General features: G+C 36.8%; 19 protein-coding genes. 5 read left to right on the forward strand and 14 right to left on the reverse strand.

The window, feature by feature from the left end; translation table 11 throughout:
- Positions 1-534: leucine-rich repeat domain-containing protein (locus ACM03V_RS30160; protein ID WP_414624496.1), on the reverse strand; the 534-nt coding region annotated here is incomplete at its 3' end.
- Positions 535-589: 55 nt separating this feature from the next.
- Positions 590-1,198, reverse strand: coding sequence for a hypothetical protein (locus tag ACM03V_RS30165; protein ID WP_414624497.1), 609 nt, complete (start codon positions 1,196-1,198; stop codon positions 590-592).
- An 81-nt stretch (positions 1,199-1,279) separates the two neighbouring features.
- On the opposite strand from ACM03V_RS30165, the gene ACM03V_RS30170 reads away from it, so the two are divergent.
- The 3 genes from ACM03V_RS30170 (at position 1,280) to ACM03V_RS30180 (ending at position 2,838) form a co-directional block, all read left to right on the forward strand.
- Positions 1,280-1,432, forward strand: coding sequence for a hypothetical protein (locus tag ACM03V_RS30170; protein ID WP_414624498.1), 153 nt, complete (start codon positions 1,280-1,282; stop codon positions 1,430-1,432).
- A 22-nt stretch (positions 1,433-1,454) separates the two neighbouring features.
- Positions 1,455-1,886, forward strand: coding sequence for a hypothetical protein (locus ACM03V_RS30175; RefSeq protein WP_414624499.1), 432 nt, complete (start codon positions 1,455-1,457; stop codon positions 1,884-1,886).
- 487 nt (positions 1,887-2,373) lie between these two features.
- Positions 2,374-2,838 (forward strand): DUF1499 domain-containing protein, encoded by a 465-nt coding sequence (locus ACM03V_RS30180; RefSeq protein ID WP_414624500.1) that lies wholly within the window; start codon positions 2,374-2,376, stop codon positions 2,836-2,838.
- A gap of 319 nt (positions 2,839-3,157) precedes the next feature.
- Here the strand turns inward: ACM03V_RS30180 and ACM03V_RS30185 are convergent, their stop codons facing one another.
- From ACM03V_RS30185 to ACM03V_RS30225, 9 genes are all read right to left on the reverse strand, one after another.
- A complete protein-coding gene (locus ACM03V_RS30185; protein ID WP_414624501.1) occupies positions 3,158-4,270 on the reverse strand; it encodes a precorrin-8X methylmutase in 1,113 nt (370 codons plus the stop codon).
- Between the two features lie 115 nt (positions 4,271-4,385).
- On the reverse strand, positions 4,386-6,056 hold the full coding sequence (locus tag ACM03V_RS30190) for a cyclic peptide export ABC transporter (RefSeq protein ID WP_414624502.1): 1,671 nt from the start codon (positions 6,054-6,056) through the stop codon (positions 4,386-4,388).
- Positions 6,057-6,713 carry a class I SAM-dependent methyltransferase gene (locus tag ACM03V_RS30195; protein WP_414624503.1) on the reverse strand — a complete coding sequence of 219 codons (657 nt, stop codon included), beginning with the start codon at positions 6,711-6,713 and terminating at the stop codon, positions 6,057-6,059.
- A 938-nt stretch (positions 6,714-7,651) separates the two neighbouring features.
- On the reverse strand, positions 7,652-10,696 hold the full coding sequence (locus tag ACM03V_RS30200; RefSeq protein WP_414624504.1) for a hypothetical protein: 3,045 nt from the start codon (positions 10,694-10,696) through the stop codon (positions 7,652-7,654).
- A gap of 32 nt (positions 10,697-10,728) precedes the next feature.
- Positions 10,729-13,467 (reverse strand): tubulin-like doman-containing protein, encoded by a 2,739-nt coding sequence (locus tag ACM03V_RS30205; RefSeq protein ID WP_414624505.1) that lies wholly within the window; start codon positions 13,465-13,467, stop codon positions 10,729-10,731.
- Between the two features lie 49 nt (positions 13,468-13,516).
- The gene (locus tag ACM03V_RS30210) at positions 13,517-15,316 is read right to left on the reverse strand and encodes a VWA domain-containing protein (RefSeq protein ID WP_414624506.1); all 1,800 of its coding nucleotides are present in this window, start codon (positions 15,314-15,316) and stop codon (positions 13,517-13,519) included.
- 512 nt (positions 15,317-15,828) lie between these two features.
- Entirely contained in the window at positions 15,829-16,356 is a 528-nt protein-coding gene (locus ACM03V_RS30215; protein WP_414624507.1) for a GNAT family N-acetyltransferase, read from the reverse strand.
- 213 nt (positions 16,357-16,569) lie between these two features.
- Positions 16,570-18,684, reverse strand: a complete 2,115-nt coding sequence (locus ACM03V_RS30220) for an AAA-like domain-containing protein (RefSeq protein WP_414624508.1) — start codon at positions 18,682-18,684, stop codon at positions 16,570-16,572.
- 10 nt (positions 18,685-18,694) lie between these two features.
- On the reverse strand, positions 18,695-20,014 hold the full coding sequence (locus tag ACM03V_RS30225; RefSeq protein ID WP_414624509.1) for an AAA-like domain-containing protein: 1,320 nt from the start codon (positions 20,012-20,014) through the stop codon (positions 18,695-18,697).
- 234 nt (positions 20,015-20,248) lie between these two features.
- Here ACM03V_RS30225 and ACM03V_RS30230 point away from each other — a divergent pair, with 234 nt between their 5' ends.
- A complete protein-coding gene (locus tag ACM03V_RS30230) occupies positions 20,249-21,811 on the forward strand; it encodes a hypothetical protein (RefSeq protein WP_414624510.1) in 1,563 nt (520 codons plus the stop codon).
- 156 nt (positions 21,812-21,967) lie between these two features.
- Complete coding sequence (locus ACM03V_RS30235) at positions 21,968-23,953, forward strand: HEAT repeat domain-containing protein (protein WP_414624511.1); 1,986 nt, start codon at positions 21,968-21,970, stop codon at positions 23,951-23,953.
- A 43-nt stretch (positions 23,954-23,996) separates the two neighbouring features.
- Here ACM03V_RS30235 and ACM03V_RS30240 read toward each other — a convergent pair whose 3' ends face one another.
- From ACM03V_RS30240 to ACM03V_RS30250, 3 genes are all read right to left on the reverse strand, one after another.
- The gene (locus ACM03V_RS30240) at positions 23,997-24,383 is read right to left on the reverse strand and encodes a VanZ family protein (RefSeq protein WP_414624512.1); all 387 of its coding nucleotides are present in this window, start codon (positions 24,381-24,383) and stop codon (positions 23,997-23,999) included.
- Positions 24,384-24,480: 97 nt separating this feature from the next.
- Entirely contained in the window at positions 24,481-25,221 is a 741-nt protein-coding gene (locus ACM03V_RS30245; protein WP_414624513.1) for a Uma2 family endonuclease, read from the reverse strand.
- 185 nt (positions 25,222-25,406) lie between these two features.
- On the reverse strand, positions 25,407-25,679 hold the full coding sequence (locus ACM03V_RS30250) for a hypothetical protein (RefSeq protein ID WP_414624514.1): 273 nt from the start codon (positions 25,677-25,679) through the stop codon (positions 25,407-25,409).
- Between the last annotated feature and the right edge of the window lie 108 nt (positions 25,680-25,787).

The following is a 25,787-nucleotide window of genomic DNA, read 5'->3' on the forward strand; positions in this document are numbered from 1 at the left end:
ATTGGTGAGTTGTCCAATTTCTACTGGTAAACTACTCAATTTATTGTATTCGAGGTCGAGAGATTGCAAATTGGTGAGTTGTCCAATTTCTACTGGTAAACTACTCAATTTATTGTATTCGAGGCCGAGGGATTGTAAATTGGTGAGTTGTCCAATTTCTACTGGTAAACTACTTAGCTTATTATCAAAGAGGCAGAGGGATTGCAAATTGGTGAGTTGTCCAATTTCTGTTGGTAAACTACTTAGCTTATTATCAAAGAGGTTGAGGGATTGCAAATTAGAGAGTTGTCCAATTCCTGCTGGTAAACTACTCAGCTTATTGTCACGGAGGTCAAGGGATTGTAAATTTGTAAGTTGTCCAATCTCAGGTGGTAAACTACTGAGTTGATTTTCCGAGAGGTTAAGGGATTGCAAATTGGTGAGTTGTCCAATTTCTGCTGGTAAAACCGTCAACTCTTTACTAGAAAGCCTTAATTCCGTCGCTCCCTCTGCTGCTGCTCGTTCAATTACCTGTAGCAATTCTTCCTCAGTCATCAGCCAGCACTAAGATAGACATTACCTACAATAATAATATCTAGGTTAATATTTATCACTCCCCTGCTTTCTCTAAGCAATTCACCAAAATCCCCATTATCTTCCCCAAATTGTCAATATAATATTCCTGATTGTCAATATAAACGGTCTTTTCTTCTAACTTCAAAAACAACCAAGCAGTTCCAGTTGTAACTACTCCGTAAATCGTTGACAGATGATTATCTTGCTTTTTGTTAAAAATTTGTGCTGCTACCATTTCAGCTACGCACTGCCCTATCCCCGACGTAATTAAATCGTTTTTGGCTTCAACTAACGTCACAACAGGAGAAGTTATTGCGTACATCTCTTCACTCAACGTAATCAAAAAATCAACATTACCAGTCAAGCCTAAAGAAATATCAACATTAAAAAGACTCCCAGAAAATAAACTGATTTTTCTAGAAAGAATTTTTCTAATTTCTACCAATATTGGAATTACTAATAATTCCGACTTGGCTTTTTCTGTACTTATTGCCCTTGCTAGCGGTAAGTATTCTTCTAGCAATTCAATTAATAAAGCAGAAGGTTCTATGCTGCCAACATCTTTAAACAAGTTTTCTGACTCTACTGTAACTAAATCGAAATCCTTCTTAGCTTTACTTAAAGTGAAAGTATTGTACGGCATATTAAATCAGGGAAAGTTAGGAGTTAGGAGTTAGGAGTAAACGCAAAGCCCCACTTTTTAAGGGGGGTTGGGGGGATCTCGATGTCTAGAACATTGCGAGTGGAGAAAGCGATCGCTCATCTTGAGTCAATAGTCAGAGTTCCATCACAAAAAGTTCATCCTTCCCAATTAAATAACTTCTACCAAAAGAAAGTTCTACCCGTTGACCAAAATCAATTAAAAATAGAATGCTAAATCTACAGGTAGAAAATATTCGATGAAATCAACATCTTTAACCTCAAAAGTTGCTAAAATCGGTCGTTTCTTAGCTATAGCAATGTTTTGCTTGTCTGCTACGTTTGGATTTTTCAGCAATAATATCGCGATCGCAGCAAACAACAATCCTAGTTTGGCTATATTTGGTTTGGGTGGTGATGCTAAAGGGAAAGCCAGCGAAGACGCTCAAAACACCAAGGGTTTTATCGATGATGTAAAAAATCAAGTTAAAAGCACAGCTAAGAATAATGCCGATAGAGTAGAAGACGCTACAGATGGAAGCGGTAATTTCTTAGAGCGTAAAGCTAACAGAGACGCAGCAACTATTCAAAAACGCGCTAACGAAGATGCAGCACATACTAAAGGTGCAGTAGATGCGACAAAGAATGCTTTTAAAGGTGCTGTTAATAATGCCAAAGATACTTTGGACTAATTCTTAACCGTATTTTTGCAACCTCATCCCGTCCTAACGGACACCCCTCTCCTTGATAAGGCTACCGTGTACACAGAAGTCTTAAAATCCTACCTGGAACTAGGTTTTGAGTTATTAGCTAAATCTCTCAAAGCCCTGTCATTGCGTTCACGTTCACGAAGTATGCCCGAAGGGCTTAGTGTTCCCTCTTAGGGAATGGAGGAACGACGTTAGCGAAGCGTGTCCGTCAGGACATAGCAATCACAGCATTTTGCGATTGCTTCGCTCCGCTCGCAATGACGATTTAACGGGGTTGAAATCCCCAAAACCCATGTGGAGACAGACTAATTGTGTGTACACTGTAGCCTTATCAAGGAGAGCGGAAGGAGGTGAGGTTTTTTGCTTGGTAAGGAGAGGGGAAGGGGGTGAGGTTTTTAGCAACAAACACCCAAAATGACGGAAAATGATCGAGGTAAACTTTAATTAAACCTTGAGGAGTATTTTCTTAATGTCATTTATATATCGTTCAATTTCTATTATTTGCGTAATATTCCTGAGCTTAACTAGTATTTTAATCTTCCCTACTCCGACTTTAGCAGTAGGTATTACTGAAAATCATCTTACTTCTTGTCCAACTTCCCCTAATTGCGTTGTCAGTCAAAATGGTGACGAAAAGCACGCTATTGAGCCGATTCCCTATCATGGCGATCGCGATAAAGCCAAAGAAACTTTACTCAAAGTTCTTACGGTTGTTCCCCGTACAGAAGTTGTAGAACAAACTGATAATTACATTCACGCTCTTTCTAAAAGCAGAATTTTTAAATTTACCGACGATGTAGAATTTTACTTCCCCACCGATGAAGACGTAATTCATATCCGTTCTGCATCTCGCGTGGGAGATTCCGATTTAGGAGTTAATAGAAGGCGGATGGAACAAATTCGGTTAGCGATGCAGGATTTGAATGTTTATTAAGGTTTGTAGTAAGAACTTTAGTTCTAAATTAAAGGACTAAAGTCCTTACTACAGACATCTTGCACCATTCTCAGTTGGCTTTCCTGCATCGCCTTGGAATAAATTCCCAGGCTTATATACAAAGTCTGATAAATCAGACTAGGCAAGGTTTTGAGGCGATGATAGTGCGTTTTAACGTACTTTGTATATGAGCCTTTAAATTTATTTAAAGGCGGAAATTTGGGCTTAACGACATTGGTGCAAGATGTAAGTACTACGAACTTTTGATTTTGGATTTTAAATTTTAGTTACCCTTTACCTCTTACCTACTCCCTACTCCCTACTCCCTATGACTCAGATAACAATGACAATCTGGCCTTTCGATCAGCGAACCTACTAAAGCATTTAAAGCTACAGCAGCTAACAATCCACCACCGAGAGTTCCCACGGTGGTAATATATTCTACGTTGGAATGCATTAAACGACGTTTAGCAGTTGGAGCATGATTGAAGCCGATGGGCATTCCGATAATTAAAGATGGTTTTAATTTTTCTTCTTCTATAAGCTGCAACGCTGACATTAACACCGATGGCGTATAACCGATAACTAAAATACAGCCCGGTTTTAACTGCTTCAATTTTTCTAACAGTTGTTTATCTTGGCAAAACTTTCTTTCCGCTTCATCAACGCTATGAATGTGGGGGTCGTCAATTAAAGTCTTGACTTTAGCGCCTAAATGTGCAATTCGTGTATGGTCGAGTGCTGCTACCACTGGGGAAACGTCGGCAACAATTTCTGTGGCGGCTTTGAGATGATGTCTGGCTGCAACTATGGCATCTTTGCTCAACCGAACAAAATCTACCAAGCTGACATCACCACAAGCAAACACCAGTTTGGCAAGCAAATCTCTTTCAATTTCGTTTTTCTTCGATAAATCCGGCAATATTTGTTGTAGCGACTCGCTAAAATCTTCTGGTTGGATATTACAAGTTGCATCCAAACCATCCCAAAGTTGATCTAATTCTTGCAATCCAAAAGCGGATTCTATTTCTACTTTTTTTAATTGTTCTAACGCTTGTAATTGCGTGTCTTGATGCTGCTTATCTCTTTGTAAAAATTCTTCTAAAGCCGACGCTGTTTGTCGCAATCTCGCCAACTGTTCCGTTACTGAATGATATTGTTGCTGTAATTGGGAAGCCAAAGCATCGAAACTCATCACCTCCGGAGAATCCAACAATTGACGTATATCGTCTAATTGAAAACCCTGAGATTTCAACGCCAAAATTCGCCGCAAATGCTGCACGTCAGTATCAGTATACAGACGATAATTACCGGAGGAACGTTGTGCTTCTGGTAGTAACCCCAACTTGTGATAATGCCTAACCATCCTGGGAGTCAAACCACCGCCAACTTCTTGCGTGAGTTGTTTGATTGTTAGGTGTTTGTTGTTCATTCATGTATTTTAACCGAATTGCGGAATTGGGGAATTAAAGGTTCGTAGTAGCGCTGTCTTCGCCTCATATTCTGGAATCCGGAGGCGAGTCACCGCGCTACTACGAACCCAATTCTCAATTCCCAATTCTCAATGCCCCATTATTAACACTTAATTCAGAATTAATTTTATCGTATTCAACTTTACCGTAATCTAATTTAATTATCCTATCTGCAAGATGGAAATAATGGTCGTCGTGGCTGATAACTAATACTGTTTTTTTGCGTTTTTTCAAGTTCATTAATATTTCTTTATAAAAAATGTCTCTAAAAATTGGATCTTGATCTGATGCCCATTCATCAAATAGGTAGATCGGACGATTTTCTAAATAAGCTGTTAATAATGCTAGACGTTTTCGTTGTCCTTGTGAAAGTTCGGTGGTTGATAGTTTACCTTTTTGTATGGTTACTTTATGATCGATCTTTAACTGTCTTAAATATTCCTCAGCTTGTTCGTCTAAGGCTGGTTTATCCATTCCCAACAGTTTTTCAAATAGGTAGAAGTCGGAAAATATCACCGAAAAGTGTTGGCGATACCATTCGCGGTTATCATCGGTAATAACTTGATCGTCTAATTTAATTTCTCCTGCTTCGGGAATATATAATCCGGTAATTAATTTGGCTAAAGTCGATTTTCCGCTTCCGTTACCACCAACTATAAATACAATTTCTCCCGGCTTAAACGTTAAGTCAACAGGCCCCAAACTAAAGCGGTTTTCTTCTTCTCCTGGATATGCATGAACGACTTGCTTTAATTCCAATTTGGAAAATGTTTTTATATCTTTCTCCTGCCCTTCTATATAGTTTTCTTTATTACCAGCTAAAATCAAACCCATTCTTTCAATTTTCTGTAGTGCTACGGTAGCTTTAGATAAAGCCTGTAACTTATCTAATATGCTCTGCATAGGCAACATTAAATAAGTAACTGTAAGTATATAAGCTGACAAAACTCCCGGTGCAACTGGTGCGAATTGCGGTAATAAAAATAGCAGCAAACCGACAAGCACGAAAAATAATAAATTTCCCCATCCAGTAGAAATCGAAAAGGTTAATAAAGCCGCTGAATTTTGGTCGCGACATATGGCTGCACTATGCTGCAATTCATCTTCAAAAAACTCTTGACGGCGAGCGCTATGGAGTTTAAGCTCTTTAATACCTTCGGTGATAGCGCGAAAATGTTTGAGCAAACGATCTTGTTCATCTCGCGCTGCAATTAAATAACCACTGGCTCTGTTTATTAATAATTGAATGCTGCCAATAGCTATCATTACGAAGCCGACGGTAAAAGTAAATACCGTACTCGATAGGAATGATAAATACAGCAAACACCCGGCAATAATGGCTAGATCGACGCAGATAAAAGGAATTGCGTAGACTGTCGCGGTTAGGGTTGCGACATCTTCTGTTAGGGTTGCCAAAAGACGCGAGGTACCTAACTTTTCTAAGTGCCGCAGTTGAGAAGATAAAATTCCTCGACTCAAACGCAACCGTAATTGATAGACGGCTTCTTGAGACAGATTTATCAGTAAAACTTGCGAGATAATGCTGTTAACAACTACTATTAATGCCAAAGTTGGAAACTGCCAAGCCAAGTCGCTGAAACTATCTGACGCTTGAAACCCCTCGCTAATAGCCTTATTTATCAACGCAATTAATCGCGCTGTAGTTCCACCACTTATTAAACCTGTAAAAACGGCGATCGCCACTTGCATCCAAGAAGCCTTTAATAAAAGCCAAATTAAATTCATTCACTGCACCGTATCGCTGGTTGTATGTAATTTGGGTTTTAATCCAATTAGTAGCGCTAATTCTAGCCACTTCCAATAACAGTCCACATCCTCAAAGCCAATGTTTCGCAACCACTTTAATTGAGTTTCTACGTCTAAAAGCTGATTGGATGGATCGTCTTCTGATGGTTTTCTACCTATAGCTTTTAAAAACTTTTCGTGCAAACGAACTGTTGGTGAAGCTACGTGTTCTAAGTTGCAGAAAATACCTCCGGGCTGCAATAGATTAAATATTTCTACATAAAGCGAACGTTTGCGATGGTGGCTGAGGTGATGAATGGCAAAACTAGAAATAACAGCATCAAAATCATCTAATTCGGGTAAAGTTTGATCTAAATTGTGGTCAATAATCTCCACCGTAGAATCATCTTGAAAGCGGGTTTTTACCGCTTCTAACATTGTTGGTGAAAAGTCTACGGCAACAGATGAGACTGTTGGACGTTCAATTTTAAGTAGTGCTAGCAAGCGTCCATCCCCAGTTCCCAAATCGAGAATGCGCTTCACCGTTTTAGGAACTTCCTCCAACAGCACTGATTCACCTTCAGTGCGATGGGGAATGTTATCCGCTTGTGCTAAGTACGATAAAGCGTGTTCGGCAGAAGTCCATAGATTAACCATATAAAAATACAGAAATTGCGAGCAATAAAATAATCCTACAAGCGCAAAATTATGCTTAATTTACCTTAGTATAGCGTATCAATTTATTTAGTAAAAGCGCGAGTAATTGTATTATTTAAGACTTAAGAAACTGCTTGAAATATAAATATAAAAATAGATTTTGATGTTGCGATAATTACTAACAATCTCAGTGTCAATCTAGTAATGTGACTCTAGTTTGATATTGATAATTTTGCAGATTTTTTTCTGATTTTAATTAAAATATTGCCGCAATTGTAAGCTCTAAAAGCCAATACTAGCAGTTGTTTGGCTGATTTTTTGCTATCTCAGACTAATTGAGCTAAAAGCTTGACACAAAGCTTGCTTTAAGCAGCATAGTTAGGTAATAAAAATCATCATGTTTCTAATGTAAAAATTAAAATCAAAGATATAAAATATCGAACTAAGTAATTTTTCTCTCTTGGCAAAAAATATGAATACTCTTTATACTTTTGATGCAAACAAGTTACTAAAGTTACTTTTATTACAAAATATCAGCAATTATTTTTTTAAAACTTTAAGAATTTATTTACTAGGGGTATTTTTGTTGTATGTAACTTTTATCAGTAAACGCCTTAGAATAAATTAAGCGGCTAATAAACAAAGTCTACTCAAGTAGACTGCAATTCTTACTTAGTAGTCTTAGAGGATGTTTTTAAAGTCTAATTATATACTCTCTACCTGGCGACTGTAAGTCGCGGCTACACAAGCAAAACCCACCTCCGTGGGTTGTAAATATAATAAGTCCACGCAGGTGGACAATGCGAAGTGTAGTAGCGGTTTTAACCGCCAGGTACTTTTAAACCTGGGATTTGAAAGTTAAGCAAATTCTTGATTTTTATTCAGATTTTTTGGCGGTTGCTTTAAATTGTCATATCTAATATCTAACTTAAAAATAATTAATTCAAAGGATTATATTCCGAAAGAAGATTATCTAAAATTTTACGTTCGTAACGAGTCAAATCTTTGATAGATGTCCCGAATTCTTGTAACTTTTGGTAAATCAAATCGTGTTCAAATGATTCTATACTTTGTTTAATTTCTTCATATATTTCTAAAAAGTTAAATTCATTTACTAAAGCTTGACTAATTTGTTCTCGATCTTTACCAATTAACTCACCGTTGAACTGATAATCTCCTTGAGTATTTTGCGATACTAACCCAAGTGCGATCGCCAACAATAAGTTTTGATAGGCTAGCTTCAATTCTTTGTTTGAGCCGATGTCATCTGGGATTAAATCGGGAATATCATTTGCTTCGGTTTGTTCGCTTTGGGTACGCTCGTAGCAGTCGCGGTAAAATTCAATTTGACTGAGGAAATAAGCCGGAAAGCCCAAGGAACGAGTTAATATGCACAATTTACGTTTGTCTTCAGCAACTAATGCGGTTAAAGTTCGACTAAAGCGAGTGTAGGTTTCAAACATTTCTTCTTTATCTTCAGCGCACACCCAGAGGGTAGTTTCTGGTTGGGAAGTTGGGTTTAAGTTAGCATCAATATCTTGAATTCGCACCAGCAGGTTAGCACTATCGTATAGTTGATTTAATCGCATATTCGCAGTGTTTTCCGCAATTAATTCCGATTGCTTTAATACTTGAGCAACAGACAAATTACTTAATTGATCGAATTGCTGACGAGTAAAGGGGATAAGTTGATTTTGAAATTCTTCTCCAGAAATTTTCCACGATTTAGAACGACTTACTACTTTTTGAGTAAATATCTCGGTTGGAAATTTTGCGAGGAAGTCTTGGTAATAAGCATCAATATCGGCATCTGTTAAAACTGAGAGGCGATTTTCAGAAAACTTTGTTGTAGATTGTTCGCGCTTTTGGACTAAATTTTTGTGTAATTCTGAGAAATTAGCCAGAGATTGACGTAAAGCATTCGCTCTTTGTTTGGTTGTTTTGATTAGATAGGTTAAAGCCTCAACGCGGAGTTTTTGAGCGTAAAGTTCATACTCTAATTTTAATTGTTCGTTATAGCTGCGACGCAATTCTACAGCGCTCGCTTTTAAACTGCTTTCTAATCGTTTAATTTGTTTGTGAATCTTTGCCAGACGATGGCGAATCTTACTACTATACTTCAGCCAAATAATGCCTAAGTAAGCTAAAACTGCCCCCGCACTTCCTAACAAGTAAGTAACTAAATTACCCCAAATCTTTTGCAAGAATAGCCACAATGTTGATTGACTAAAAATTCCAGTAATTATCAATATACTAACTAAAGCAACGGCAATAAATGTAGGGAAAATAAATAAATACTGTTTGCGGAAAAGGTTTTCTTCTTCTATTAGTTCATTTCTTTTATCTGTAGCTGTTTCTAGTTGATTTTCAGCGGTGGTTAGGTGCTGTATATTCGCATTAATTGCGTTTTTTGCTTCTTCGCGGGTATGGGTAATTGCTGCAAAACGAAGTTGTCGAGTTTGTTCAATTTCTAGGTTTAATGCTTGACGATACTCATCAATTACATTTTTTAACTGTTCCTGAATTGTTTGAATTTCTTGTTGTAGTTCCTCCGAATATGTTTGAGCTAAACTATCTTGTAATTGTTGCCGCTGCAATCTTAAATAATAAATTTTATTGAGGAGAGTTTTAGTATTTTCCTTCTCGATTTTTACTTCTAATTTGGAATCAAGAAACGCTTCTGCCGCACGCAATTCAGTAATTAGATTTTGAGGTTCTTCGTTAATGGAATCGGTTTGCAGTTCTAAATATAAATAAGTTAGAAGATTTAATAAGGTAACTGCTTCATCCAAGCCTTGAGGTGTAGCATCGGCAAAATGATTAATTCTGCTATCTAAAAAGGCAGTTAGCGACACCTGCATCTGTTTGCAAGAATTTTCTAATGTCCGTTTGTAGGAAAGTAATTCTTTGTTTTCAAATTGCTTATAAGCACGCTTTAATTCCATCCCAAACTCTTGTGCCATCCCAGCACGCAGATTAATGCGCGGGTTAAAATCTTGCCAAACTGGTTTACCGTTATCTCTTTCTAGTTCAAGAAAAGCATTGCTAAAATCTTCGCTGAGAATGAATTCTTTGGTATCTAATAACCATTTACGATTTATTTCTAAAGTAGATTTTGCCTGCGGTAAAAACTGCCGATTTAAAATATCATAAGCTAAAGAAGCACTTAAACGGTTGATAACTATTTCGCTGGGGAAAAATAGTTCTCCATAGCCAAAAGCACTGTAAGCGGGAAGTTTTCCTCGGACTTTTTGCGTACCAATTAATAAATTGTTGGTTTCGGCTTCTACGGTGAGAAAGCCTGCAAAAGCATCAGCATAGCTGGTTAAATTATCTTTTAGTCCACCAATTCGTTCATCGCACAGCCAGATGTTATGAAAAGGCGGTATTTTTTGAGTGTTTCCTACACCACCACTCATTTTGTCATCTAACTCGCGCAGAAGGGCATAGGCTGTACCGTAATCAGGGGTTGTGACTTGGGTAAATAATCCCGGTAGCAGCAATAAACCTTCTAAGCTATAACTCACATCAGTAAAATACTTATTAAACAACCAGCGAATCAACCGCACTAATTCAAAAACTACTCCCCTAACTTCAGGGTTGCTAATTGACATCATGAGATAGATTCTATGGGTGCTGCTTATTTCTACTCCTTGACGTTTCAAAGCAATTGCTGATTCCGATTGAGTCGCAGCTTTAATTAAATCAATTAGTTCTGTTTGCAGCTTATTAGTAGTTTGATTAAATTGTTCGTTAATTTGTTCTACAGAAATTTGTTTGCTATTATTTTTCTCTAAATCAAAACTATTATCGGCATTATTTAACTCAGAGCTAAAGCCAAAAGTTTGATTTTCCCGAATTAAAGTATAAATTTGAATTAAACGGCTTTGGATATTATTTAATTCTTCAAGTTGCCCTTTAATGGCGTTACAGAAAGCGGTACTATGAGGATCGAGTGCAATTAATATAGTTGGTTTTGGCATGATAACACTGACAAAAGCGTAGATTATTCCTATTAGATAATTACATCTAAATCTTCGAGGTATGATTCAATTTCCTGAATTTCCATTTCCACCTGTTCTCTTATTTGAGAATCAACTTTTCCCCCGCTTAAAACTTTATTTAGATACTTGATGTAATCTTCTAGAACTAACTTGGCTTTATCCTCCGAATCGTAGGTCATACTTTCAACTTTGTCAGAAATTTCTTTAATTAAAGGTAAATTACTCTTAAAAGCTTTAAATGCGGATTTGCGATCGCCACCTAAAGGTAAAAGTCCGTCTTCCGATTTCCGCGCTTGATCTGTATAAACAAGATATTCCCTTTTCTGATTGACGATTAATTTATACGGATTGGGTGCCAAGGCTAAAGCAAACCAGCGTAAGGCTCCACCGTCGTCTTCGGGAGGAATTAAATTAGGTAAATTAGTCCATTTGCGATCTAAATGCGGGAACACTTTATTCGGATCTAAGTAAGCCAATTCCATATCCTTCATACCATTGAAGGCAAATAAGGGCACACCTACTTCTACCCGGAATAAGGTAATTTTATGAGGTTCACCTGTCGGTACAAAAGAAGGATTTTCTCTTCCTTTGGGTAATCGACTTGAAAGCGGAGGATTGCTGAAAATTGTATTGTTACTCTCAACTCCGTAGTAATAAAATTCATTAATTACGTGTTGCTGTTGAGTCGGAATTTCCGATTCTTCATATTGCCACAGCGGAACTGCTAGTTTACCAAGCTGTTCTAAATCTGTTCCTGCATCTTCTGGATTACTATTTGTCAAAACCTCTTCAATGCTCATACTGGTAAGAGGATGATAACTCTCAACTAAAAATGCAATGATTTCTTTTTTGACATTTTCAGCTTTTTTCTCTGCCCAACTAGTCAAGCTTTGAGACTGTTCCCGATACCAACGGATAAAGTCTTCACCAGTAATATGAGGACGTTTCGATTCTAGATTGGCACGTTGGATAGTATGAATAAAAGGATTATCGTTTGCTGGTTGACGGTTTACAGAACTATGAATCTGCTGGATATCGCGGAAAACTTTATTTAAATTACTATGAATTAAACGGCACTTTTCCTGACTTTCTTCTACTTTCGTTCGCAATACACCGTAAAGTTCAGCCGCTTTATCGCAACGTTTCCAATGTAAATACATCTTCCACTTTTGATCAACTCGTTCTTTGTATCTCTGACAAGCAGCTTGAATAGCCTTCTTATTTCCAAACAAAGCTTCGGCAGTTTTTTTAATCTTTTCTTCTTGTGAATCTAATTTCAAAACATTAAAACTAGACTCCGCTTCTTTCGACTTCCGCTGTACGCTCTGCTGTAATTCATCAAGTTGCGAGGAAAGTTTGGTCAAAAATTGCAGCGCATAATTGATACCGTTGGGACGATTGATACCGCGTTCCCACCAAGTAGATACAGCCTCAGTTGTAGCCCGTTCTAAATTATAGAAATTTACTCCTATCTCTCTAGAAGCCTGTTGCTCAATCTTATCAAACTGCCGCTTGTACAATTCTTGTATAGTTGTCAAAGCTGTACGCTCAAAGCGCATTTCACCAATTCTAAATTCGGCTTTTATCTGTCCTCCACCCTTACTTTCAGTCAAAGTATTAAGGACAGTATTCGCTTCTCCCAACTTGCATTCTTGTAAAAACCGCTCTATTTCGCTGTCAAAATCGATTGTTGGGGTAGATGCAATCAACTCATCCTTGAGCAACTTATAAGCATCCTCCAGCATCATTCTATTGTACTGCTGTACGGGTAAAGCTAAGGTAGCAAAACCAAAGCTACAGTAGTTAATATTACGACCTCTGACTTTTTCTCCAGTCGCTAAATAAGCGCGAATATTATCGGCAACGTTAGCAGCATCAAGACCGATTTGAGAGCCAATTTGAATATATAAGCCATCGGCAACTAAATTCTGCAAATCGTCAGGACGGCTGACTACAGTGCCTTTTTTGTTAATACCATCAATCAAAAATACCGCATCAAAAGGAGGGCGATCGCACTTTACTTTAGAAATACCATAATTAATCTCAATGGCATTCGATGGTGATAAATTCCAAAAGTGTTCGATTTCTTTGAGAGCGCCATAAGCATTAGATTTTACCATGTGAGTTTGAGCAAGATTAGAAAAAACTCTGGGTAAAACAAAGACTCCCGTAATATTAGAAAAACTATTAAGATATTGTCTTGCTAAAAATGCCGTATCTAAAAAAGTACCGCTACCCGTTCCACCAGCCAAACTACCAACAATAAAAACTTCCACACCATCGCGATTAGAAACTTGAAAGTTATCTGAAAATGCTTGTTTGCTGGTGCGAATTCCCCGTACCTTATTGATTGCTTGACCTATCAAACTATTAATATCACTAACTTTAGCAAATAATGCTAACCTGCCTCTAGCGCGAATTTGTCCGGCACCGTTAATAATACCGTGTGAGGGAATTTGTTTGGGCCACCATTCATCGATATGTTCGTTGCGTCCACCTACCAAACCGCCTGGATTTGCTACAGATATAGCATAAAGTTCGTTTGGCTCTAAGACAACCTTGTTACCATCTGGGGATTTTTCACGTTCCTGGATGTTTTCTGTGGTATCAATAGAAAGAAACTGAATTATTTCTGGTACCGAACCATAAACATCGATGAATCGCTTTTTCAATTTGAGTACAACTTCATAACCCGTACCGCCTAAACCAATAACAACGGTAGGACGAAATACAACCGTAGGACGTGACATAAACTCTCCTTTGATATAATTATTTGAAAGTTTGATTTAATAGTTTTATTTAGTAGTTTGTCTGTCGTTGATGCTCAATCCAATTAAATTGGAGCTTGACGTTACCAATCTCGATTATGTCCTCATCGTAAAGTTCATCTGTAGTTACCTCTTTACTGTTGATAAAAATATTACCTTTTAAACAACGTAAATCGATATTCTTTTGTCCTGCTTCTCTCACCGTAACTAACTCGGCATCAGAATCAGTTCCAGCAATTACTGGTATTATATCGCTCAAGCATACTTTACTTTTATACAGATTAGTTAGACTAATCTCTTCATCTTCTGAGGATTTTGGCGGTGGTGACAAAATTATCAGCGCTCCTTCTAAATTTTTACGAGTGCGGATATCTTGAAGCAATTCTAAAGGTGTTTTACGCTGAATTAAACAAACTATTATCAAAGCAATTAACAGTAACAATAGTATTAATAAAGACCAAACTATTATTTTTCGCCATAGCGGTATCAGAACATTTAATTGAACCGACGCAGCCATCGGACTGGCAATCGGATTTTCTGGGATTAGTTGTAAAGTAAAAGTGCGATCGCCTTCAGAATTATTGTCTGCAACCTGCAACTGCAAAGGAATTTTAGTTTCTCCGACTTGCAAAGATACGGGTGAATTTGGTTGTACGACAGAAATTTTTTGAGATTCCTGTAGCTGCAATTTCGCGTTTCCAGATATATTGCTGCGAACTACCAAAGTTTGAATCGAAGTTGTTTTACCGACTTCCACAGATCCAAAATCTATTTTCGTCGGTTGTATTTGCAACTTCGCTTTGATAGTTACAGGTAAGTCAACGGTAATCGGTGCTATTGCTTTGTTTTCACTTGCCAATACCAACCGCAACCCGCTAACACCTCCTTGTACATCGGCTGGAATCTGCAAGCGAATGGGAATAGATATTTCTTTATTAGCTGCTAAATCGATTTTATTATTATTTGAAACTAAACGTATACCAGTATTTTTCGGATCTTCCAATTTCAAGCTTACGGTATTTTTAACATTACTCATACCTTTAATATTAAAAGATTCAGTAATTGTTCCAGGTGATACTAATGGCAATTTAGCAGCAGGTAAATTAACATCAAGCTTGGGTTCTACTAATACAGGTCGGATATTTTGAGCCAGTCGATTTAATTCAACTCCTCCGGGGTCCCGTAATACCCTTCCCTTCCCACAAAGTGCTGGATTATTCGCAAAATTATTTAGCTGTTTTTCGTGTTCTTTTAATCCTAAAGAGACGAAAAATATATAAGGTTTGCATTGTTGCTGAGGCAAAAGTATAGTATTATCGGGAATCGGAACCGGATTCGGAATACCACTTACGTCTTCCACTCCATCTGTTAAAAATAATATGCTAACAGTACGACCAAGAGCATCACTACGTTGATTCAACAAAGCTGAATGTTGCAAGGCTTTTTGTACAGCTTTACCCGTATGAGTACGCACACCATCAGCTTTAAGAGAAGCAATTATTTGTTTAAGTTGTCCTCGGTTTGAGTTGCTATTAATAGGAATATTTTGAGTCTGTAAAGTTACATCTTTATCAAAACTGTAAATAGTTACCGTATCGCCTAATTGAGCAGTATTAACAAAATCAGTAATCGAATTTTTTACCTGATTAAATATATTTTTGGTTCCACCCGCACCGCGCATAGAACCAGAAGTATCTACTACAATAATCCAGTCAATTGCCCCTTTTGAACTAGCTTGAGCCAATGCAGTGGATAAAAAAATCGACATTAGAGCAACAATGCTTTGAATTGAGAAATATCTCAACCAATGCTTGAAGTATCTAAAATTCATAGATTACTCCAAACACATTAAACTCAATTTTATAAATAAGTATCATATAATAAATGCCCCTATGCAGAAAATAAGACTGAATTAAAATTGATTCAGCCGATCTGTGAATACGATATTCGCAGCATAAAATTTTATTATTATGCTAAAAAATATAGGTTTAACTAATTATTTATGAAGTTATATCCTAACTAGATCAATATTGAAAATCCAATAGTAAATTTACTTAAAATATTTTGATAAAGCAAGTGAAAATACATGAATAAGCTATAGGTTAATTAGAAATACGAGGTTAAAGATAGTAAATCAATAAAAGAGAAATGCTAATTTTTGTTAATTCAATCAATAAACTAAATCTCCTAACCGTATAATTACAGTTTAAATAGTTATTATTACTGAAATATAGTTTCGATAGTTGCGATTACAAAACTTACGGTAGACGCATCTAATTAGATTATGTTGATTGCAAATTTTACTAAGATGCTCTTAAAATCAGAAGTTTAATACTCTTTCTCTCAACACTTTACCCCATAAACAAAAGGCTCCCCAAGCCCATAAAGAATTTTCTTCCGAATTATTTCCCGTACTCTATAGGAATTAAACAGCCATTTTAAACTATGTGAATAAATCAACCATTTATCTTGACTATATTCCATCGGAAAATCAATTAAATTATCAAATTTCGTAAAACCCAAATCATCCATCATTTTGATCGTGATTGGATTCGCACTTGAAGCATATATATTATGTTCTCTTTCTAAAGCCTTTTCTACAGATGCATAAAATAAAGATTTACCAATTCCTCTTCCTCGAAATTCTTCTAAAACAAATAAGGCTGCTATTTTATGCCATTTCTGATTTAGATCGTAATTTAAGCAGACTCCGACTAAGTTACCATTTTCATCTTCAGCAACCATAATATTTTGAGCTTTCAACCATTCTTTCAAGGTATAGCCCATGATGTATGGTGTTTTTTTGATTTCTTGAATTAGTAATTTTGCTTCAGCTTCACTTATTTGTCTTTGGATAATTCGGAAATTCATTGTTTTATTACAGGACTTTACCATTACTAGATGTAATTTATAAAATTATTAAGTAGGTGAGCGTAATTAAACGTAAGTGTATTTTGTCATTGCGACGAGGCACGAGGAAGCAATCCCAGCCGTTTGGAGCAAATTAAATTTCTTTACATAGTTGGTTTTATTTGTGTCAATTTATTTACTATCTTTTCTTATTCCCTATTCCCTATTCTCAATTTAACTTGTAAATATCGTTAAAACATTGAAAATAAACAATATTATAATCAGACAAATATTAAATTGACAGCGAATGATTTTTAATAAAACTTTTAAAACATTATTATCTGCTTCAAATTTACTTGTATCTGCCTGAAGTTTTGATAAGCAATAGGAAGTTTTAGTTAATGCTTGTTGGTAAAGTGAGAAATTCCAGACAATAATAATTAGACAACTGCTCAAACTAACTAAATAAGCTAATATTGTCCATTTTTGACCGCTGTAAGACATGGTTTCAAGTCCATATCTAAATTCAAAATTTCTAATAATTTCTATAATAATTAAGAGAGTAATATATGGAGCGATATCATTAATAAAACCCCAGGTGTATTTTGTATAATTCCGGTTAATTGTTTTAACGACTTGAGATGTTTTATCTTGAAGAATATTAAAATTTTTCTCTATTTCTTTCAATCGATAATTTAATTTAATTGTTCTTTTAAGACTTTGATTGTAAGCTTGAAAAGCAGCATAAACACTAACAAAGAAAAAAGGTACTGCTACGCAAAAGTATAAAACAAAAGAGCAGGGAAAATACAAAATTATTGGCAGATAATAATCTCTAAATTTTTCATTGCTATATTCATATCCAGAAATCTGTTGAGGTAGTAAAAAAATTAAGTGATAAAGTAAAAATGAAAATATAAAACTAGATAAACATATTGCTGTAAAACGATATTTTTTTACAGATTTAGATTTACTTCTTAAAACCTCTAAAGCTTCTTTTCTCCATACAATGCCAACTAAGTAAAAATGGTTGATTAGCAAAAAAGCGCTGCGAACAAATTCAATTAAGCTTCCATATTCCCCAAAATCTTTTATCCAAGGTTCGCTACCAGATAAATGATAAGATGATCCAAGAGAAATTCCGCAAATAAGCAATAATATCCCATAATAACTGAAGATTTTAGCTAAATATGCAGTTGATGGAGGTAATCTAGGTTTTGTATCTAACTCTTTCCATTCCTGCTCAAAAAACCAAAATGAACTTAATTGTTTATCAATCCAGTTTTGATTAAAAATTTCTTGATAAATACGGTTAGCTATCTTCAGTTTACCTTGCTGTTTAACTACTAATCCAGATAATCGTAATTCTACTTCTTCGTAACTATTAGTAGTTTCGATTTCGCCTTGACGATAAATTCTTTGATAAAGTTCTATTAAAATTACAGCACGTTGTTTGTCGTGAAGTATTCGATCGCGTATTGTTCTCAAATGTTCTGGTTCATCTCGTGCTTCCCAATTTTGGATTAGTTGGGTTTGCACTAACTCGGTAATGTCGGGGTTTTTGGTTTCCGCGTCAACTACTAATTGGCATAACTTTTGAGTTAAAAACGGTTGTCCTCCCGTCCATAATAGTACTTCTGCTAAAATTTGTTCGGGATTATCTACTTTGTTTACAAATCCCTTACTTAAAGATAATTTGGCTTCTTCTAGTTTAAAACCTTTTAATTCAATTGCTTGACCAATATTAAAAGGAGTGCGTCTTTTGTCTTCAATTAAAGTTGATGGTGTTGCGACTCCCAGCAAGCAAAAAGTCAGACGGTTATATTTAGGATTATCGGCGCGTTGGTTGTAGCAACTGCGGATAAATGCGAAAAAATCATCGGTTGGGAAATCTAAACTGATAACGCTATCAATTTCGTCAATAAAGATGACAATGTTTTCAGAAATAGATTCTAATAATACTTCGTTGATAATTTCACTTAAGCGCTGTACTCCCGAAAGAAAATCGCGATCGCACCACCACTGTTTCCAATCAACTTGAAGTGAACTTCCAAAAGTTCTAAATAAGCGATAGGCAATACCTTTGTACCATTGTTCTGAGCTGACTTGGCTGCCAGTCGCGGTTAAATCGATTGCAGCACAAGCAGTACCGTTAGCTTGCAACCTTTTCATAGTACGAACTCGCAAGCTCGATTTACCCATTTGACGCGAGTTGAGTACGTAGCAAAATTTTCCGGCTTTCAAACTATGATAAAGTTCGTCATCTGCATTTCGTTTAACATAAGTTGGATCGTTTGCCGGTAAACTTCCCCCTTGATATTTATAAGCGTAGGTTGATTCTTCTGTCATTGGTTAATATCTACGCCAACAAGCAATCGTGTAAATACAAGCGATATAAATTACAGCGAGGTTCTATTTTGTTGCCGCACCAATGCACTAATCCCATGCTGTGAAGTTTAAAGGCTTGCTCCGAATCAATTCTGACTGGCTGGTATTCTTCGATGACATTTTTCATCGCTGCGATTAATTTAGAATCTTGCTGTAAGTCTTGACTAATTTTTAGGAGATGATTTCTATATAATCCGGCTTCGGTAGCTGCTGTTTGCAAAAACTCATCTATTTTTACTTTTGGCTGGTTTTTAATATCAGTAAATGCTTTATGCAAAAGATAGGGATGTCCGCCGACTATTGCCATAAGTTTTTCGAGAAGAATACAATCTTTATCGAGTTCGTATTGTTTGGCTAATTCTTGAACCTGCTCAAGATTAAATTCTGGTAATTCAATTGGTAATCCAACATTAAAAGGCGATTGATTGATATTTAAAGGAATATAAACTTCTGTTGAATGCGCTACTATCAACCGCAATTTTTTCCACTCATCAATAAACTTGGCATCTTCATACCAAGAACGCAATAATCCGAAAAAATCTGCTGCAACTTCTTGATACTTAAAAACTCTATCTACGTTATCTAAACCTAACACTAAGGGAGTATCTACATTCGCGAAAATATAATCTTCAAAATAAGCAGTACAGTTATCATTGCTGCTAGAATCTGCATCCCATAAATCGGCTACATGATTTTTTAGCTTTAACCGTCTGCTGATGCTGCTACACAACCAACGCAATAATTTATCCAAACTTTTGATAGTGCATTCATCGGCTTGCAGCAAGTTTAAATGTACTGTTTTATAACTCTGCTTTACTACTGAATCAAAAATCTTGTTCATCAAACAAGTTTTACCCATCTTCCAAGGGGCTTTGATCCGAATTAACGCCCCTGGCTGAGAAATCTCTTGATAACACATAGATTCCACGGGAGGACGATTTATATAATTATCGGTAATAATTAACGATTCTTCTTTACCAAAATTATCTTGTAACGGTACATTTTCCTTGGCAATAGAATTATCTTGAAAGCATCTTTTTAACGCTTCTTTGAAATTATTTTTTTTAACTTTTTCTCCCAAACCTTCCGAAAGCAGCTTCCATAATTTAGGCGCTACATCTTGACTTATATAACTTAAAGTATAGTTATTTTCTTCAGCAATCTCTCCATAATCTTGTTTGTGCCAAGCACCCCGAATTATCGCCGTTTCAACATCCGTCAGATTTCTCTGCGCTCTAGAGTAGATAAGATTATTCGCAATTTTCAGCGCTTCATCCAATACAAAGTCCATTTTTCTAGATTTACTCAGGAAGGGAACCGAAATTTATGAGGAGAAATACATTTATGTAAACCCCTACTTTATATACCTCAATTTACCTGAAGATTCCTGAAAAGCACTCAATGTTCCCGGATAACAGTTAAATTACTTAGGTAAAGTAGTCCAGAATTTAACTCAAGTCGTAAACTTATTAACCGTGCATACTTAGAAATGTAAGCCAAACACAACCAAGCGTAGGTTGAAAAAATGAAACGATTAATAAGTTTTACTAGTGCGATCGCAGTTTCTACATTAAATGTAGCTGCTAGCGTACCAGTGACTGCACAAAGCAGTATTCAAGCCCCGGCAGAATTTGAACGTCCGATAAGTATTGATAAAATAGAAGCTCCTATCAAAGGATTTGAACGTCCCAATCCTAGTGAAGTTAGAATTAACAAGGCACCCATAAACCAAAATATTGAAAGCGTTCAACTTGATCGGAATCAAATTCAAGTTATCAAGCAGAAGCCGACTCAATTCCAAGCTTTTGAGGTTAAAGATCCAGAGACGGGAAAACCAATACCGCCAAGTACAATACTAACTTTACCTAATGGTGAAAAAGTCAAAGCTGGAGAATATTACGCTCAATTAAACAAGCTAGAAAGAGAATTTAACCAAATCGGTTATTCTTTACGTCAGCCTGCGGAAGAAGTTACCATCCAAAGTTCTACTATTAATAAGCAGGAGTTACAAAAGCAGCAACAGCTTCTGGAAAAAACTCCCGAAAAAATTGACCTCAGTGTTGAGATTCAAAAGGAATTGGAGCCAAGTGAGGTTCTTAGAACAATTGAGAAAGGCCCCATAAAACAAATCGATCCTCGATTACCAGGGGGAGTACCTCAAATAGACAATCCTCAGATTAATCCGGGTACTATAAAGCCGATTAATCCTCAAATTAATCCAGGTACTATACAGCAGATTAATCCTCAACTCAAACAAACTAAAGGCAACTTCAAACTTGCTCAATCAAGTTCCGGCTCCGGTACATATACCAGAAGTTGGGATAAGGAGGTTGGTAAGAGAAGTACTTTCGCTGCTTATCTCAAAGGAAAACTAGAGTTAAAAGGTTCTAGAACTGATACCAGAGCTTCTGCTGAAGGTAGTAGTGGTGGCTATGCATTCAATCGCAACTTTGAATTAGCACGCGGGACAGCAACTGTATATGCACCCGTATCCGGTAGAGGTACCGTAAATGCTGGTTTATATGTTGCCAAACAAAACGTTTATAATTTCCAAACCGGATTTGCAAGTAATTTTTCCAAAGGAGACTCTTTCTCTCGCTCCTTAGATTTCGGAGTTGCCAATATTAGGTTCTTCGTCGGGCCAATTCCGATGAGCGCTAGATTTGGCGTTCGAGGAAGTGCCGGCTTCAGATATAATATGGCGGCTTCGGGTGCATCTAGATTAGCTTATGCACGATTGAATCCCTTTGTCGATTCTAGAGCTTATGGACAGGGTGGTGCTGATATCGTAGTTGGTGGTTCTGGTGTAGGGGTCAACTTATTGTTGCTCAAAGATAATCTCAACGCTTACGCTTCAGCCAGAGTCGGTTTTGCTTCAGCTAATCGCGCATATCTGCAAACTTATTATTCTGTTTACAACGATATGGAAGCCCTCAGCGGTAAAGTTTATGCTTACGCTTACGTCTACGTGCCCAGATTTGGTATTCCACCCTGGAGAAAGAAACAGTGGAATTGGAACATCTTTGACTGGACTGGCTTTAAGCAAAGAGGCTACTTACTCCGTGGCTCCAACAGAATTTACATCTAAAGGGAGTGGGGAGTAGGGAGTAGTTAGGAGTTAAGAGTTAAGAGTTAGGAGTTAAGAGTTAGAAACTTGATATTTCTCTTGTCTCCCCATCTCCCCATCTCCCCATCTCCCCCCTCTCCCCATCTCCCCATCTCCCCATCTCCCCCCTCTAAAACTATGTCTTTCAATACTCACCGACAAATCAAAAGATTATCTCAACGCTATAAATCGATTTTAATTATTTCTGGTTTACTGATTTTTGCCGTTCCGGGAGCAGTTGTTTACGGTAAACAATTTAGTCAATTTGGTAATGTTTTAACTTCTAGAGTTTTAAATCAACAAACACTACCAGCTTACCAATTTACTCCCGGTCAACGTTTAGTTTACAATGTTGATTATCAAAATTCTTCTAAGTCCGATCTGAGAGTTTTATTTCAAGATATAAAAACTAATAATTCTGCTGCACCAGCGGGAGTTAATGCTTTTATAAACGACTTTCAAGTCAGCCTTCAAGGTCAGTTAATTATTACAGTTTTAGAACAAAAAGATGATAAAATACTTCTTTCTTATAGTTTACCAAATTCCACAGTCAAAATTACTTCTAGCGGACAAGAAGCAGTAGAGCAAGGGCAACTTATTCAAGGAGATTTAAAACAAGATATTTTTGCCGAACTTAACTCTCAAGGTAAAGTTATTTCTGTTAGTTTCGACCAAAATGTCAGCGATATAGCTCAAAATTTTGCTCGTACTCTTTTAGGTATTAGTCAGTTTGTCACCCCTAGTTCCGACCGTAATCCTAGTAATTGGGAAACTCAAGAAGATGACCCCAACGGTAAGTATATTGCTCGTTATGAAAGTAGTTGGGGAAAATTTGAAAAATCCAAGTTGCGTTATTTAGAATCAACTAGCGCTAAAAAACCGAATGCATCAGATGTAAAGACTACAATCAAGCCTGAAGGTAAGTTAACCGCTAATTTTAACCTTCAAAATGGATATTTAATTTCTCTTAAAGGTATAGAATTACAACAAATAATTATTTCAGAGAAGAATGTTGGACAAGTAAAAACTGAGTTGGATATGACTTATATCAGCCAAACTGTTTTAAATCCCCAACAATTAACTAAACTACAAAATGCTAGAACAGAACGCAATCTATTATCACAATCGGTAGCACTTTCAGCAACTCCCTCAGAAGCAGAAACAGAAGCCAAAATCCAGCGTCAAGAATTAGGAGATGCTACCTTAGAAACCTTACTTGCTGACTTAAAAAAAGCTGAAGCTTCATCAGATGAAAATCAAAACCATACTCCTCTATATCTCAAATTAAAAGCTTTAGTATATTTACAGCCAGAGACAAGTCAAACTTTGGGTAAACTATTAGCTACTGCCGATGCTCAGAGTTTAACTATGCAAATTCTATCGGGAGCATTAAGTGCTGTAGGTAATTCCCAAGCACAAACCGCACTTACCGATATTATCAACGCTCGCAGTCAAGATTGGGATGCAATGTATGTGTTAATTCCTAGTTTGGGTTCGGTAAATAATCCGACTCAAGAAGCAGAAGATATTTTAAGTAAGTTAGCATTTAATTCTAACGACGAACGGATTGCTTCTACCGCTCAATTAGCTTTAGGAACAGTGGCGTATAATTTAACCGAAGCATCGCCAACTAGAAAGAATAAAATCGTCAAGCAGTTCGTACAAAAGCTCTCAAAAGCAAAATCTGAAGAACAAACTAGACAATATTTACTAGTCTTAGGAAATACTGGTTCTGCAAACGCATTTGATACCATAGTCTCATTTACAAAAGCTTCTTCAGTAAAAATTCGTGGCGCTGCAACATCAGCATTAAGGTTAATTGATAATAAGCAAGTTGACAATGTAATTACAACAATATTAACCAAAGATCCAGACGATAGCGTTAGATTAGAAGCCGCAACAACATTAGGATACCGAGAGATAAATCCAGAAACTTTTAAAATCCAAAAGCAGGCATTTACCTCAGAAAAATCAGTCACAGTTCGCTTAACGTTATTAAGAAATTTATGGCAAGTTCGCGAACAGTTTCCCGAAGTTGTCAAACTTGTCAAACAAGCCGCTCAAAACGATGCTTCTCCTGAAGTTAAAGAAGCAGCAGCAAGTATTATTGAGACAGATTTTTAGTAATAAATGGGTTCGTAGTAGCGCTACTACGAACTAATTTAATCTATTTCCCTTCACAAGCCTTCATCTTCACCCTCTCCGCTAACAACGTAAACAAAACAATCCCGCAAAAATCCGCCGCCAAATCGACTAAATCAAAACTACGGTTAGGTGAAAATATTTGCAAGCATTCTTCTATTAATACAAAAACGCTAATAATAATCGGCACTGAAGGAAGAGAAAAACGGAAAATATTTATTTTACGTTTATTAAATGCTAAATGTCCTAAAAAAGCCGAAAATCCCATCAACAGAAAATGCATTATTGTGTCGAAATAAGGGAATTGTTTTATTTCAGTAGGAATAATCTTTAAATAAGCCGATATAGATATTGATAAAATAATTCCGATGTAAAACCAAAAGGCGATTACCCAAGTACGATTAGATTTCATTACAAATTATTTATATAAAATAAAAAAGCGTCTGTTAACAGCTTCAAGCATAACAAACGCAATTACGTAAATACCCTTAAAAGAAAGTATTAAAAAACTAAATCTCTCCGTCAGGGTAAGCGCCCATTTCCCGTAATTTCGCTTTCAACTGCTCCACTTCAGCTTCAGCAAGTTCTGCGCGTTGACGCTGTTGTTCGGCACGTTGACGTTCTTGTTCTACTTGTTCCTCTGCTTGCCGTCTTGCTACAACTTCTTGCTGTAAGGCTGCTGCTAATTCGTCGGGTATCAGCAGCTTCTCGCCGTTATCTTCTCGGTAAAAGCCAATTAATCGCCCTTCTACTTGTAAACGTAATTGCAACGGTTCGCTGCGGCTATCGGTAATAGATTCGTAGATTTCCCCACGCAATCTATAGCCGCGCAATTTTTCTTCTATCCATTCACCTTTGGGGTCAAATAACCAGTATTCTTTGACACCTAACTGTTCGTAAAGTGTCTTCTTGAAAATCTGGTCTTTATCTTGCGTACCACCAGAAGTCATTTCAAAAATTACGCTGGGGACTTGCCCTTCTTCCCACAGTTTATAATTATCGCGTCCGCCGGGAGCAACATCGAAAATTACCATTACATCCGGCGCAACCCGCAATTTAGGAAAACCTTGGGAGTAGTATAAAAACTGGTCGCCCAAAACCGTTGCTTGACGATTTGCCAGATATTGCTTCAGAACTTCCAGAGTAGTTAATAAAGCATAAAGATGGTCAAAAGTTTCCGCCACTGGTTCTCCATCAGCGCTGGGGTAGAAGATTTCGGTTTGAGAAGCGACAGGTAAAGTAGCTGTCATAGGGAATTTTGGATTTTGACAACGGATGCGTTTCTTTTAGATTTTGCGGAAAGTTGGGGGGTAGATTTACGAACCCCAAACTTTCCTGCACCAGATTTTGGATTTATTTTACGAATAAATCATGGGGTTGAGTCCTTTTTAAATTTTGGATGAAAATTGTATTTAATCCAAAATCTAAAATCGCCTTATCTTTGCAGATTTATTTGCTCTTGCAACCAAGAATCTACTAGCTGTCCATCTTTGCGCCTTAGCTCAATCTCTATAAGCATCTCCTCTTCGGAACCGGCAGCTACGGGTTTTTTAGGATAAATTTTGTGGAAAAGAATATCGTAATCGGCAGGATTTTGATTATGCTCTTTCAACCAATCTTGCACTTTTGTTGTTGCAAAGAACGATTGCCCTTGCTCGAACATCGAAGTAATCTGCATTTGTAGGTTGTAAGGATCTAGTTTACCCATTATAAAGCTACCTTTGTAAAGAAATTTTTCGTTTGGGTATTATCCCAGTCGTTTTTTCTATAATAATTCTTGTACGGCAGGGAGTGCCGGAATTAACGCTTGAGGAGC

Source organism: Calothrix sp. CCY 0018 (assembly GCF_963920925.1).
Taxonomy (GTDB): Bacteria; Cyanobacteriota; Cyanobacteriia; order Cyanobacteriales; family Nostocaceae; genus Rivularia.

Coding starts and splice junctions, on each gene's coding strand:
- ACM03V_RS30235 (WP_414624511.1), top strand. CDS start 21,968: ATGTCTTTCAATACTCACCGACAAATCAAAAGATTATCTCAACGCTAT.
- ACM03V_RS30230 (WP_414624510.1), top strand. CDS start 20,249: ATGAAACGATTAATAAGTTTTACTAGTGCGATCGCAGTTTCTACATTA.
- ACM03V_RS30205 (WP_414624505.1), bottom strand. CDS start 13,467: ATGTCACGTCCTACGGTTGTATTTCGTCCTACCGTTGTTATTGGTTTA.
- ACM03V_RS30200 (WP_414624504.1), bottom strand. CDS start 10,696: ATGCCAAAACCAACTATATTAATTGCACTCGATCCTCATAGTACCGCT.
- ACM03V_RS30185 (WP_414624501.1), bottom strand. CDS start 4,270: ATGAACAACAAACACCTAACAATCAAACAACTCACGCAAGAAGTTGGC.
- ACM03V_RS30220 (WP_414624508.1), bottom strand. CDS start 18,684: ATGACAGAAGAATCAACCTACGCTTATAAATATCAAGGGGGAAGTTTA.
- ACM03V_RS30245 (WP_414624513.1), bottom strand. CDS start 25,221: ATGACAGCTACTTTACCTGTCGCTTCTCAAACCGAAATCTTCTACCCC.
- ACM03V_RS30225 (WP_414624509.1), bottom strand. CDS start 20,014: ATGGACTTTGTATTGGATGAAGCGCTGAAAATTGCGAATAATCTTATC.
- ACM03V_RS30215 (WP_414624507.1), bottom strand. CDS start 16,356: ATGAATTTCCGAATTATCCAAAGACAAATAAGTGAAGCTGAAGCAAAA.
- ACM03V_RS30250 (WP_414624514.1), bottom strand. CDS start 25,679: ATGGGTAAACTAGATCCTTACAACCTACAAATGCAGATTACTTCGATG.
- ACM03V_RS30195 (WP_414624503.1), bottom strand. CDS start 6,713: ATGGTTAATCTATGGACTTCTGCCGAACACGCTTTATCGTACTTAGCA.
- ACM03V_RS30190 (WP_414624502.1), bottom strand. CDS start 6,056: ATGAATTTAATTTGGCTTTTATTAAAGGCTTCTTGGATGCAAGTGGCG.
- ACM03V_RS30240 (WP_414624512.1), bottom strand. CDS start 24,383: ATGAAATCTAATCGTACTTGGGTAATCGCCTTTTGGTTTTACATCGGA.
- ACM03V_RS30175 (WP_414624499.1), top strand. CDS start 1,455: ATGAAATCAACATCTTTAACCTCAAAAGTTGCTAAAATCGGTCGTTTC.
- ACM03V_RS30170 (WP_414624498.1), top strand. CDS start 1,280: ATGTCTAGAACATTGCGAGTGGAGAAAGCGATCGCTCATCTTGAGTCA.
- ACM03V_RS30210 (WP_414624506.1), bottom strand. CDS start 15,316: ATGAATTTTAGATACTTCAAGCATTGGTTGAGATATTTCTCAATTCAA.
- ACM03V_RS30165 (WP_414624497.1), bottom strand. CDS start 1,198: ATGCCGTACAATACTTTCACTTTAAGTAAAGCTAAGAAGGATTTCGAT.
- ACM03V_RS30180 (WP_414624500.1), top strand. CDS start 2,374: ATGTCATTTATATATCGTTCAATTTCTATTATTTGCGTAATATTCCTG.